The sequence below is a fragment of the Haliscomenobacter sp. genome (assembly GCF_041740695.1).
In the GTDB taxonomy this organism is placed as follows: domain Bacteria; phylum Bacteroidota; class Bacteroidia; order Chitinophagales; family Saprospiraceae; genus Haliscomenobacter.
In genome coordinates this window covers 63,027-75,783 of sequence record NZ_JBGSLK010000026.1, presented here as the reverse complement: position 1 = coordinate 75,783, position 12,757 = coordinate 63,027, and the positions used below count along the sequence as shown (strand labels likewise).

General features: G+C 47.9%; 9 protein-coding genes. 2 read left to right on the top strand and 7 right to left on the bottom strand.

What is annotated here, in order from left to right; all coding sequences use genetic code 11:
* Positions 1-191 precede the first annotated feature (191 nt).
* Positions 192-1,301: a DNA replication/repair protein RecF gene (locus ACEW9O_RS05695; RefSeq protein WP_373549169.1), complete on the top strand. Its 1,110-nt coding sequence runs from the start codon at positions 192-194 to the stop codon at positions 1,299-1,301.
* A 51-nt stretch (positions 1,302-1,352) separates the two neighbouring features.
* Positions 1,353-2,102, top strand: coding sequence for a class I SAM-dependent methyltransferase (locus ACEW9O_RS05690; protein WP_373549168.1), 750 nt, complete (start codon positions 1,353-1,355; stop codon positions 2,100-2,102).
* Between the two features lie 322 nt (positions 2,103-2,424).
* On the opposite strand, the gene ACEW9O_RS05685 is transcribed toward ACEW9O_RS05690, so the two are convergent.
* The 7 genes from ACEW9O_RS05685 to ACEW9O_RS05655 all read right to left on the bottom strand — a co-directional run bounded on the left by ACEW9O_RS05685 (position 2,425) and on the right by ACEW9O_RS05655 (position 12,519).
* Positions 2,425-2,601: a hypothetical protein gene (locus tag ACEW9O_RS05685; RefSeq protein ID WP_373549167.1), complete on the bottom strand. Its 177-nt coding sequence runs from the start codon at positions 2,599-2,601 to the stop codon at positions 2,425-2,427.
* 174 nt (positions 2,602-2,775) lie between these two features.
* The gene (locus ACEW9O_RS05680; protein WP_373549166.1) at positions 2,776-3,234 is read right to left on the bottom strand and encodes a DUF4277 domain-containing protein; all 459 of its coding nucleotides are present in this window, start codon (positions 3,232-3,234) and stop codon (positions 2,776-2,778) included.
* Between the two features lie 267 nt (positions 3,235-3,501).
* Positions 3,502-4,026, bottom strand: a complete 525-nt coding sequence (locus ACEW9O_RS05675) for an RDD family protein (RefSeq protein ID WP_373549165.1) — start codon at positions 4,024-4,026, stop codon at positions 3,502-3,504.
* Between the two features lie 200 nt (positions 4,027-4,226).
* On the bottom strand, positions 4,227-6,335 hold the full coding sequence (locus tag ACEW9O_RS05670; protein ID WP_373549164.1) for a glycan-binding surface protein: 2,109 nt from the start codon (positions 6,333-6,335) through the stop codon (positions 4,227-4,229).
* An 18-nt stretch (positions 6,336-6,353) separates the two neighbouring features.
* On the bottom strand, positions 6,354-7,544 hold the full coding sequence (locus ACEW9O_RS05665; protein ID WP_373549163.1) for a glycan-binding surface protein: 1,191 nt from the start codon (positions 7,542-7,544) through the stop codon (positions 6,354-6,356).
* A gap of 27 nt (positions 7,545-7,571) precedes the next feature.
* The gene (locus ACEW9O_RS05660) at positions 7,572-9,230 is read right to left on the bottom strand and encodes a RagB/SusD family nutrient uptake outer membrane protein (RefSeq protein WP_373549162.1); all 1,659 of its coding nucleotides are present in this window, start codon (positions 9,228-9,230) and stop codon (positions 7,572-7,574) included.
* Between the two features lie 85 nt (positions 9,231-9,315).
* Positions 9,316-12,519: a SusC/RagA family TonB-linked outer membrane protein gene (locus ACEW9O_RS05655; protein ID WP_373549161.1), complete on the bottom strand. Its 3,204-nt coding sequence runs from the start codon at positions 12,517-12,519 to the stop codon at positions 9,316-9,318.
* Positions 12,520-12,757: the final 238 nt, after the last annotated feature.

Below are 12,757 nucleotides of genomic sequence, written 5' to 3'. Positions count from 1 at the left end.
CAGATTTTTATTTTTACCTTCAACGCCCGAATTGTGATAAAGTTGAGGAAGGTTTAGGGAAGTTGAGAAGGTTTAGGCTACCGCAGCGGCATTGCACCTCGGCTCCGCTCGGTGACCTTGCCACTGCGGTAGCCTAAACCTTCTCAACCTTCCTAAACTCTCTCAACCTATCCAAGTAAAGTTCACACACAATGTACCTCGAACGCATTGCTTTAGCGAATTTTAAAAATTACGAAAATCAAAAGCTTGACTTTTCCACCCGCTTGAATTGCCTGGTGGGCAACAATGGTATGGGCAAAACCAATCTGCTCGACGCCATTTATTATTTGTGCATGGCCAAAAGCCACTTCAACTTGGCCGACAATGCCATCACCCGGCACGAAGAAAATTTCTTTCGCCTGGAAGGTCATTTTATTTTACAGGAAAAAAAAGAAAAAATCGTGGCCAAGGTGATGCCACGCAAGCTCAAGGAATTGGAACGCAATGACATTCCCTACTCCAAACTTGCGGAACACATCGGCCTCTTGCCCGTAGTTTTTATTGGTCCTGACGACATTCAACTCATTCGCGAAGGCAGTGAAGAACGGCGGCGTTTTTTGGACAATACCCTCTCGCAACTGGATCAGCGCTACTTGTACGAACTGATTACCTATAATAAGGTGTTGCAACAGCGCAATGCCCTACTGAAAAGCCTGGCCGAACGCAGCGGCGGCAGCATGAGCCTGTTGGATGTGTACGATGAGCAGTTGATCGACCCGGCTTTGTACGTTTTGGAGCAAAGAGCGGTGTTTACCCAAAAGTTTACGGCCATTTTTCAATCGACCCACCAATACATCACGGGCCGAAAGGAGGCGGTGCAATTGAGCTACGAGTCACAACTGCTGGAAAACGACCTGGAAGACTTGTTGAAACAAAGTCGGCAAAAGGATCTGGCCCTACAGCGCACCACCAAGGGCGTCCATCGCGATGATCTGGTCTTTAGTCTGGGTGAGCATCCGCTGAAAAAATACGGCTCGCAGGGGCAGTTAAAATCCTTTTTGCTGGCACTCAAACTGGCGCAATACGAGATGTTGCGCCAAAACAAGGGCGTGTCGCCGATTTTGCTGCTGGATGACTTGTTTGACAAACTGGACGCGCAACGGGTTACCCACCTGATCCGCTTGCTCACCGAAGGACAGTTTGGGCAGATTTTCATCACTGATACGCATGAGACGCGGATTGGGGAGATCGTGGAGCAGTTTGGGGTGGATTATCGGAGGTTTTTTGTGGCGGGGGGAAAGGTGGAAGGTATTGGGCTGTGAATTTGAAATTGCAAGACCTAAGTAGTGGGGCAAAAATAAATCATTTTTAACATGGAGTTTTTGAAATTAATGGTTCAAAATTGTGTTGGTTTTATTAAATCACTGGTTCCCAATACTATTATGCGAACAATCAATTCGGATAAGATTGGAGATGAGGAAAGTTATTACACCTATTTGTTTACAAAAGATGTAGGGTGGAGTAAGTCTAGTCCTAACAAAAATGAGTTGTTAAGGTGGGGGCAAATTGAAAAGAAAGTAAAGAATATTCTATCAGGCGATGAATTTAAAGACAGAGCTCCCTACATTATTGACTTTGGGTGCGGTAGAGGATGGCTGGCATTTCTGCTCAGTTCCTATGGAAAAGTTACGGGTATAGAACCTGTGGGAAAAGTGGTTGTGCATGCTAAGAAAATTTACCCTCAAATTGATGTTCGGATGGGAAGCTTAGCTATTTTAAATAAGCTCGAAACCAAGCCGGATATCATTGTTTCTTCTGAGGTAATAGAACACATACCGCATGAGGAGAAATTATCCTATTTCGGTTCATTCAATGCAGCGCTTCAAAACAAAGGCTTTCTGATTGTTACAACCCCCAGAGCAGAAGCATGGGAAGAATGGAGTAAATACGCGCTACCAGATCAACCGGTTGAGGAATGGATTAGTGGAGCGGAACTAGAGAAACTTGCAACGGAATCGGGATTCACCACTATTGAATCAGAAGTATTCTCAGAATCGCCAAATGAGGAAGCACCCGCGATTGATGTTTACCAACTTTGGGTATTTCAAAAAAATGAGCAATGAAAATTTAAATCCGACATTCCCCACCCCTTAAATGCGTAAATAATATTTTTGAACAAAGCTGCCCATTAAGTCAGTGATTTTCTTTTTTGTATCAGTAAGATTTAGAATAATAGGTTGATTATCATTGAGATAAAGCACATGTACTCCGGCCATCATTGCAAAAATCCACCTTGCAGTAGGGTTCTTCACTTGTTTATTGAGCTGATTGGGAAGGGTTTGATCAGTCTTGATCAGCTCCTGTCACGCTTGATATTCAATGGCTGCATATACGCTCAAGCAGAGCGTCATAATAAAAAGTAATGCTTCCACCCTTTCAGGCTTTTTAACAAAGAATGAAACGGTACTCCGAACCTAAGTCTTTCATTTCACCCCCCGACTCAATGGCTACTCGCGCCTCTTTGATCGTTTCTGGAACTCGGCTAATCCAATGAATACTGCCACTGTGCTCTTTGATCGTTTCGGCGGTATATCCCGCACCATCCATCAATAAATCAGCCACTTCATAGGTCCTTTGTAATTGCGATATGTGTGCTCTAATTGTTTCTCGGAAAATCGCCTTGTCCGATTTTTTCCCACTATGGGCCTCCATGTGTAGAACAATACCCGCTTGGTTCTCAACAATTAAATTGAGCACAACCTGGTTCAAATCTGGACGATGGTCTCGGCTGTAGCCTCAGGTTAAATGTAATACTTGGCTGCCCTCTTCTACCTCCAGTTCACTGTTGTACTTTCCATATAAATGAAAATCGGTACTGTCCATGCACAATTCAGTAGGAGTTAAGTTCAAACTTTTGCAAATCTGTGGCGTTAACTCTGAATATAACTTAGTACACCCATATTCGTGTATCTCGTCTAATATTCGTCCCAATACACTGTCATTGAGGTGGTTGGATTCTATGTCTGGCCCTAATAATAGTTCTACTGGCAGGTTGTCAAAATAATTACTTACCAGATACAACGTTCGCTGCGAAAAACCCAACCCGTTGATGAGCATAGCCTTCACCCCAACTCCTATACTCACATGACAATCCCTCATCTCTTGCTTTACCCTCGAATCTATGCCCGCAACTAGCCCTAATTGGTCAATCATCCCTGATACTATGCCCAAATGATTCAGTTCTTTACTCTCCAATGTGTTTTTTACCCGTGAAATTAATTATTTTTTTCGCTCGAATTGGGTGGGGAATGGCGGTTATATTTTTCTTGACAAACCACAATACCTGTCTGGTGCCAAACGCCCTTCGCGGGAACAGGCCTTGCGTGTGCAGAATGCGCTGCATCGAGTAGCGCGACAGTTATTGGATATCCGACTGGTTTGAATTTAAGCAACAAAGGCTTGCCCCTCTAGTCCAAATCTTCTCCCCTAAACAGGAGGATAGACTCATGGTTGTAAGGCATTCTAAACTGCTGAGTCCAGTATTTCGTCACTTCCTGCTTCCACATTATCCTCCACCATAAAATCAGCATCTACCACAAAGGTTCCACCTATTTTATCGTGCCAACCCTGTCTGTTGCGATCAAAAACAAGCCACAGAAAGCCAAGGCTCAGGGGGATATAGGACAAAATCTTGCAAAAATTCCGGATTGCTGACTGCTTAAAGTTTAGCCTGTTACCAGAAGCATTAATTACTTTTATTCCCATGATCCTTTTGCCCAGCGTTCCTTGTTGTGCTGAAGCCTCCAAGATGAAAGCATAAATGATCCATACCAAAAAGGAAAAATCGCGAATTCTATTTCTGTATTGTAAGAACTCAACTCTTGAAAGTAAATCTCCCCTTTTATGCAAATAATTGTTCCAGACCTCATCCAATCCTAAAAAATTATAGCACAATAAGAATAGGATCAAGACAATAGGTAAAATGTCGATCAAGTAGGCGAGTAGACGTTTATAACGCGCAGCCAAATAGTATTCGAGCGATTCCATAAGGGTTTTGCTTTTTTGAATGAATGGGGCGAATTTAAATACATTGACTAAAAAAAAGCATTTTTCAATGTATAAATTCACTTACGTGTGGAAAAGGTCATTAAAACCTACTTCAAGCGGTAAACCAAAAAAGGCTGACCAGATTACCCCGGCCAGCCTCAACAATAGAACACTGTTATGCTTAATATCTTCGAGCTTGTTTACTTCTTCTCAAAGCGAACATTGTCAATACATACATTCACCGCAGAGCTCCCCGAGTTAAACGCCACCCCAAAGTCCTCTGTAATCGAAGCCAGGTTCACAATCCCCTTGCTGCCATCCGAGAAGGCCGTAATCGGAACAGTCACTGTGATCCAACCGTCGGTTTTGTAAGAGCCGCTAGCTTCCCAAGGCTTCCAGCGGTACCAGAAGTCCCCCTCGGAACCTTTTAAGCGCCAGGCAAATTCCCCACCAGTGATGGGCGTGAGTACATTCACGTCAAACTTCAAAACGTAGTTGTTGATTTGGGTTCCGATGACGCTGCCGGGGAAATTATTCCCGCCGTTGCGCCAGAAAAAGCCCGTCCAGCCGTTGCAACTTTGGTTGACCCGGAAATAATTGCTGCCATCTACACTCAGGTTGGGATCTTTTTCATTCACCCCGGCGTCGCCCCACCAACGATCGAGACCGTCAAAGTTGAAGAACACCAGGCTCAAATCAGCCACCGGATCGATGCCCTGAATGTTGATTTCAGGAGATTCGATGGTTTCCCCTTTGGTGGTGATGAATTTGATTTTGCCAATCCCATTTTTAACTTTGATGGGTATTACTACTTCAATGATGCTATTGGATTTTGCCCCAAACATCGTTGCAGCTATCTCACCTGGGAAAATCACCTCGCTGATTTCATCCAGGTTTTCACCCTCGATGCGGATTTTTTGACCCGGCTTGGCATTAGTAGGCATTTTGGTGATCACCGAAGAAGTTGAAGCCAGGATATTGAGTTGCTGGGTAGAAGCCACTTCGTCGCCATTGTTGGCCACCAGCGTGATGGCGCCAGAAGTAGTTCCCACCGGTACAATCACTTTGATTTGGCTCCCCGTGGCATTTTTTACGTCCACTTCTTTATCCCCACTGAATTTCACTTTAGCCACAATATCCAGATCATCACCATTGATAATCAGCTCTTTGCTGACCTGAATATCGGTAGGGGTTATGGACGAAATGCTGGGTTTAACCAGGCTCAGTGCTTCGGAAGAAGTCACCGATTTGTTGGATGCCGTGCCAAAACTCACGGTACTTACCGTTGCATCCGCGGGTACACGTACCTGCATTTCGCTTTCACTGCGCTCCGATTGGATGGTACCCGTTTTGTTGCCTCCAAAAGTTACGGATGTCACCAGATCCAGGTCTTTGCCTTTCAAGGTGATGAGCCCACCCGTTTTGGCAGGATTGGGCGCGATGCTGCTGATGGTCGGCGACAACATGGTGACCGTAGGCGTGCTGCTCACTTCTACCAGAGAAGCCATGCCGAGTTTAATGACACCGTCCTGGCTATTGGCAGGCACTTTTACCACAATTTTGCCCGCTTCAATGCTTTCAAAAGTAGTGACTTTGGTTCCACCTGGGAAAGTGATTTCTTTGGTCAAATCCAGATCGGTTCCTGTGATGGTCATGCTTGCACCCGCTTTTACTGGGCTAGGCGCAATACCACTCACCACCGAAGTAGTAATGTCCAATGGAGTAGCCGACTCAATCAAAATCGGATCAACCAGGCCATTCGAGATGACAAAGGCACCGGTTTGAGCATCAGCAGGTACGACCACTTCCAGCTTGGTTTCAGTTTGGCTTTTGAATGCGGTTACTGATTTTTTATTGCTAAAAATGACCTCCTTGATCAGGTTCAAATACGTCCCTTCGATGGTCAGCGTAGCTCCTGGCCGCAGTTTGGCCGGGCTAAAGCTGGTGATCGCGATCGGTTCGGAAATAGTCAAGAGTGACTTCGAAGTGATGTCACCACCTGGCGTTTTGAGCGTCACTTTACCATCAACTGTTGCTTTCGGCACATCGATTACAATCGATTCGGAAGTTTTGGTTTTGAACGTAGTGACTTCTACATTATTGGGTAGTACAATGGCGGTTACCTTGTCCAAATTCACCCCAATGAAGTGCAATTCACCGCCGCGCAATGCGGGCGAAGGGCCAAAACTATTGAGTTGGACCAGCCCACTGGCAATGTCATCATCCTTTTTGCAGTTGTTGAGCACAAAAAGCACCACCAACAACAAGCTGGTCAAGAGGACGGGTTTTATGGATAGCTTGCGAAACATAGTGTCTTAGGTTTAACATTAATTTTGAACGATGCGAATGTTGTCGATAGCTACTTTTATTGGGTTGGTGCCAGCGGCAGGGCCAAAGAGCATAAAGGTCACATTCGTTAAATTGGACAGGTTCTCAATTTTGCGGGTGCCAATTTCATCGGTATCAGAATCGTCTTTGCCGTATTTGAATTCAGTCAATGGAATGGAAATGGTAACCCAGCCATTGGTTTTGAAGGGGCCATTTTTCCAGGGCTTCCAGCGCGCCATGGCGGTACCTGCAGCGTCACGACCGTGGTCTTCAGCAAAAGGACCAAAGAACATTTCCATACGTACATCTTTCCATTCTTGCGGCACGTTGCATTCAAACTTGAGGGTCAAGTCATTGAGCGAGCCCGTTGCTACTGGAACTCGGCCACGGCCACGCGGTGCCCAATATTGCATGGTCAGCTCGTTGGTCCACTGCCAGGCACCATTGGAATTGTGTTTGAACAAGACATAACTACCATCACAACCCAGCATGCTTGGATCGGCATTGGCAGCGGTGATGGGTGCAGTCCAGGTTTCGTGGTTTTGACCATCGTAATTCAGCAGGATGTTGCGGTTGTCGCGGAACAAAAAGCGCGACTTCACCTTGCCGAAGTTGGTTTGGATGGTGATTGGCCCAGGTTTGGCTCCAGCAGGCACTTTAACCGACAAAGCAGTTTTGGAAATGCTTACAATTTCGGCAGCCAGGTTGTCGGTAAAAAACACCTTGGGCTCAAAGAAGAAGTCTCCTTCCAGTTGCACTACGCCCCCATCGGGCACGTATTCACAGTCGATGCTGTTGAGCAGTGGCGCAGGTACATTGACTTTAAAGTCGTACAGCAGTTCACTGCCATCGGTAAAGACAAAACGGATTTTGTCGGTCACCTGGCTGGGCACCGTACTCGGCACATTCACCAAGATGGTTTTGTTGGTGATGTAAGTGGGGCTCAACGTGGCCTTTTGGTCATTGAACCACAACTCCTTCGTGCTTTGCAGGTTTTCCCCCACAATGGCTACCAGGCTGCCCATAAAGGCACCCACTACCAATGAATCGGCTGCCTTGGGATCGGTGATCCGCACGTATTTGATTACTGGCGTACCCGTAGTGGCGCCATCATTGTCATCCTTTTTACAGGAAAAAATGCTGACAGCCAAAACGATAAATAAGGCAGTATATGAAAAAAAGGATTTCATGTTGTCTGATTTGGTCGTTTAACAATACTACTTGAACTGATATTCTTCCGCAGCCACACCGGGTGCCAACTTCGCATTGGCAACAACCTCTGCGGCGGGGATGGGTAAAAACATTTTTGCGGCGTCCACCCTGATCAAACTCGGTGGAGGATTGATTTGATAGCCCGCTACGGTGTTTTCATCCGGTGCACTTGGCGTGTTGATACGGAAATAGGTGTTTTCCTTTTCCTGTGCACTCAAATAGGCCAAACATGCTGGTGCGTCACGGTAGAAAAAGCGTTTGATGTCGAACCAGGTGATGCTCTCCAATCCGAATTCGATGCGGCGTTCTTTCAAAATATCGGCAAAAGTGATGCTGGTTTTGGAGGCCAATCCCGCACGGGTACGAATGGCATTGAAGTACTGGAGCGCTTTGGCATCCGCAGTGGATGGTGCAGCGCCTAAGGTTGCTTCGGCATAAATCAAGTAGACATCGGCCAAACGCATGATGTATTGATTCAAGGCAACGGCTTGTCCAGTCGATACTTTACCAGCGTTGTCTTGCGCACTGCCGACGATGTACTTTTTCAAACTATTGAGCACGGGAGGGGCATTTTCCAAAGTGATATTGGGATCACTGGGATCGCGGTTGACCAGGTTGAAGGTATAGCCCCCATTGTCCTTGTTGATTTCGGGATAATGGTCGCCGGGCTTCATGTAAATAGAAGACTGGCGCTTGTCACCAGCTTCAACGTCCTGGATAAAGTCGTAAGTCACTCCTTTGCCACCACCCCAGGCTTCACTGTTGCCCGTGATGACGCTGCTGCGCGCCCAGTTTGCCTGACGGCTATTGCCCAAGGCGTAAGAACCTTCCATCCACTGCATCGCAAACAGAGACTCAGGGTTGTTGTTGTTTTCGATTTTGAACAAATCGGCGTAGTTGCTCATCAAGGACAAACCGCTGGTTTCGATGACTTCGGCTGCCAGTGCTTTGGCTTTGGCAAAGTTTTCAGCCGACTTGGCATCACTCAGGTTTTGGGCCATGGTGAGGTGTAATTTGGCCAACATACCTTTAGCCGACCATTGGGTAGCCCGGCCAGGGTTGTCCGAAACAGGTAGGTTTTCGGCAGCAAATGCCAGATCACGACGAACAAATTCATAGACGCTGGCGCGGGTGTTTTTGGGCAAAATCAGGTTATTTGCAGCTACCAGTTCGGTAGAATTTTCTACGATTGGCACATCACCCCAAAATTCAGCCAACATGTAATAGGCAGTACCCCGGATAAAACGTGCTTCACCCAATGCCCTGTTGATCACTACCTCACTCACCTTACCTGCGGCTGCGGGAGGCATGTCGTTGATGATGGAGTTGGCGTAGGAAATTACGCGGAACAAACCTCTCCAACCAGAAGAAATGTGGGCATTACCCTCCGTAAAGGAAAAATAGAAAAATTGCCCTTCCTGATCCCAGGTATGGTAAATGTTCCCCGACATCTCGTCGCCCGCACACCAGAAAAACTTATCGTTGAAGTCAAACCAGGGGAAACCGTACAAGGAAGCGGTTGAAGCCTTGATTTCGGTTTCGTTGCGGTAAAAATTGTCGGCAGTCAAACGATCCACTGGCGTGATGTCCAGAAAATCCTTGCCACAAGAGCTGATCAGCAGAACTGCACAAAAAGAAATGATGTATTTGAAATGATGTTTCATGTCTTGATTTTTAATTGTTGTGTAGAGACGCACGGCGTGCGTCTCATTCCCCAGTCCAAGACGCACGGCCGTGCGTCTCTACCGGTTAGAAATCCACATCCAAACCAAAAGTGATCACCCGAGGCGTTGGGTACCGGCCCATATCCACGTTTTGCAACAATGGATCCTGGTTGAAGGCACCAATTTCAGCGTCGTAACCAGAGTAGTTGGTAAAGGTGTAGATGTTTTGGGCGTTCACGTACAGTCTCAACTTCTGTACCCGGATTTTCTGCAACAGCGTTGTAGGGAAAGTATAGCCCAAACGGATGTTCTGAATGCGGGTATAAGAACCATTCTCGATGAAACGATCCGACATCCGGGTATTCCGGTTGTTGTCGGTAGTGGTTGGTCGAGGCAAGGTGGCGCCTGGATTGGCGATTACCACGTTCGCTGGATCGAGGTCAGAACCGGTCGGGTTTTTCAATGCGTAGCGCACCCGATTGTCCACCGTCCGCGCTTGGTTGCCGAAAATCGTAACCTGGCCTTCCGTCAATACGCGGGAGTAGTTCAATACCTCAGCACCGTAGGAGCCCGTGAGGTACACCGTAAGGTCTAAGTTTTTGTAGGTAAAACTATTGTTCAACCCCATGGTGAAATCCGGGTTGGGGTTGCCAATGATGGTTTGATCCTGGGTATTCACCACGCCGTCGCCATTCAGGTCTTTGAACTTGATGTCGCCAATCCACACCCCGGTTCTTTTGTCCACCAGGTTTTTGCCTTCATTAGATGGATCAGGAATTTGTACGGCATGGCCCAGAATGTCTTCCTGGCTGGTAAACAGTCCATCGGTTACGTAGCCATAAAACTGTCCTACTGGCAAACCAACTCCGGTACGCGTCGCAGTCTGGAATTCGCTGTACCAGTACAGGTTCCGCCAGTAGATGCGCGCGTCGTTGTCCAAGGCCAAAACTTTGTTGCGGTTCAAAGACATCGTGAAGTCGGTATTCCAGCTGAAGTTGTCGGTTTTGATGTTGCGGGTATTTAACCCAATGTCGATCCCCTTGTTCTCCATCTGGCCTACGTTGGCGTAAGGCGCACGGATATCGTTGTAGCCCGAACCGCCCAGGTAGCTGGGTACGGAGAGCTGGAGCAACATGTCGTTGGTGCGTTTTTGGTATACGTCAACCGTCAGGTCGGCGCGGCCTTTGAACAAGGACAAGTCTACCCCTACGTTCCATTGCTGCGTCGCTTCCCACTTCAGTTTGGGGTTGGCAATTTGTTGCAAACGGTAAGCTGTTCCAAAAGGAGTGGTAATGGTTTGTAGCGCAGAGCCAAAGAGGTAGTTGCCAATGGCCTGGTTGCCCACTTCGCCATAACCAATGCGCAGTTTGATGTCGGTATTTAACCCTTTCATGAACTCTTCTTCACCCAATCTCCAGGCAAAAGAGCCGGAAGGGAAGTAACCCCAGCGGTTTTCAGGGCCAAATTTGGAAGAACCGTCCGCCCGCATGGTGAAAGTAAAGAGGTAACGCTCGCCAAAGTTGTAGTTGAAGCGGCCAAAGTAGGACTCGATCGCCGCGCCATCTTTCCAGCCGGAGGTGCGTGAAGTCACGTCTTCACCTTCACTGAGCACCTGGATGTCGTTGGAAGCAAAGTTTTTCTTGGTCACGACAGAGCCTTGCCAGTTGGACTTCTGAGCTTCCTGACCCAACATGGCGGTCAACTTGTGTTTGGTGCCAAGCGTAAAATTGTAAGTCAGGTAGTTTTTCAAAATCCAGAAGAAACTGCTTTCTTCACGCTGGCGCAACTGGTTTTCGCGGTTGACCAACACGCCCCACTTGTAGGTAGGCTGGAACGCTTTGTTCAAGGAGCTGTTGTCGTCAAAGCTCAATTCAGAGCGGAACGTCAAGCCCTTCATCAAAGTTAGATCGCCATACACGTTGGCCATGATGCGTTGGCGTTGCAAGGTGTTGTTGCGTTGCAGCGCAGCCGCTACGGGGTTGAAAGAAGAGGCACCAGCCTGGGCTTCTGGCCCAGCATAGTCGCCATTGATGTCCTTAACGGGTACATCGGGTGCCATCACCAAAGATTGGATAATGACCCCATCACCACCATCATTGAGGGTGATTTTTTCGTTGGTATTGGCGTAGGCAAAACTACCGCCAATTTTGAGCCAACTTTTTACTTGATTGTCTAAGTTTATGCGGGTGGTGTAGCGGTTAAAATCCGAACCAATGATGATGCCGTCTTGCTGGAACAAACCACCAGAAATGGCATAAGTCATCTTGTCGCTACCGCCCGAAACCGAAAGTTGGTGGCTGTGCATACCAGCCTGACGGAAAACTTCATCCTGCCAATCGGTACCGGGGCCCAAGAGGCTGGGATCGAGGTAACGTTGGTTCAATTGTAAGCCCAAATCCGCCGTAACCTGTGCCTGATAATCGGCAAATTGCGGCAAGTTCATCATTTCGATGCGGCGTGGCAATTCTTGCTGGGCGTAGTAGGCGTTGTACGAAACCTTTGATTCGCCCTTTTTGCCCCGCTTGGTGGTCACCAGGATCACCCCGTTGGCGGCACGAGCACCGTAAATGGCTGAAGCCGAAGCGTCTTTTAACACTTCGATGCTGACAATGTCGTTGGGGTTAATGGCCGCGAGGGGGTTTACCCGGTTTTGGCCATTGGCACCACCGGCCCAGTCAAAGCCCGATACGCCCGACCCGTCGCCCTGGAAAGGAATCCCGTCGATGACGTAAAGCGGTTCGCTCGAACCGGTAATGGAGTTGGCCCCCCGAATGCGGATCGAGGCTGCGCCACCCGGTGCACCCGAGTTTTGGGTCACTTGCACCCCGGCGATCCGGCCTTGCAGCGCCTGGTCAAAGTTGGTGAACACCGAACTTTTGATTTGTTCGCCAGTAACCGAGCCAACTGCCCCAGTCAGGTCACTTCTCTTAGCGGTGCCATACCCTACCACTACCGTTTCTTCCAAAAGGGTAGCATCGGGTTCCAAGTCAACATTCAAAACTGTTTCGTTCCCTACAGTCAGGGTTTTGGGACTGAGCCCGAGGTACGAAAACACCAGTACTTCGCCTTTGGCAGCTTGAATGGCGTAATTGCCGCTGGCATCCGTCACCGTGCCGCGCTCGGCAGCCGCTTGTACTTGTACGGTTGCCCCAATCAGCGCTTCTCCTGCCGAGGAACTAAGTTTCCCGGTGATTGTCCGCATCTGCGCACTCAGTAGGGTGGCGAATAGGAGCCCCAGGGGAACCATCATCCACCTCATCATTCTTGGAAAAGATGTAGAAAACTTCATAAGTGAGTGAATTAGCAATTTGGTAAGTGTATTTGCAGTGATCTGTCAGTGTCCGTTGACACGTTGGTACGCTCACAAAGTACACTCCCAAAAGTCCGATCTCACTAGCAGAATAATAGGGGGAAAATTGTTCAAAAACAGGGGGGATTTATGACAGGTGCAGCCTTTGAGCATAATTATCTTTGGAAATGTGCATCCTCAATGGTTGAACCTGAGTTTTCCGGGAACCATTTGGCGG

What these genes read in the sequence shown, in the direction of transcription:
- ACEW9O_RS05660 (WP_373549162.1), bottom strand. Translation starts at nt 9,230, where the DNA reads ATGAAACATCATTTCAAATACATCATTTCTTTTTGTGCAGTTCTGCTG.
- ACEW9O_RS05665 (WP_373549163.1), bottom strand. Translation starts at nt 7,544, where the DNA reads ATGAAATCCTTTTTTTCATATACTGCCTTATTTATCGTTTTGGCTGTC.
- ACEW9O_RS05655 (WP_373549161.1), bottom strand. Translation starts at nt 12,519, where the DNA reads ATGAAGTTTTCTACATCTTTTCCAAGAATGATGAGGTGGATGATGGTT.
- ACEW9O_RS05670 (WP_373549164.1), bottom strand. Translation starts at nt 6,335, where the DNA reads ATGTTTCGCAAGCTATCCATAAAACCCGTCCTCTTGACCAGCTTGTTG.
- ACEW9O_RS05675 (WP_373549165.1), bottom strand. Translation starts at nt 4,026, where the DNA reads ATGGAATCGCTCGAATACTATTTGGCTGCGCGTTATAAACGTCTACTC.
- ACEW9O_RS05695 (WP_373549169.1), top strand. Translation starts at nt 192, where the DNA reads ATGTACCTCGAACGCATTGCTTTAGCGAATTTTAAAAATTACGAAAAT.
- ACEW9O_RS05690 (WP_373549168.1), top strand. Translation starts at nt 1,353, where the DNA reads ATGGAGTTTTTGAAATTAATGGTTCAAAATTGTGTTGGTTTTATTAAA.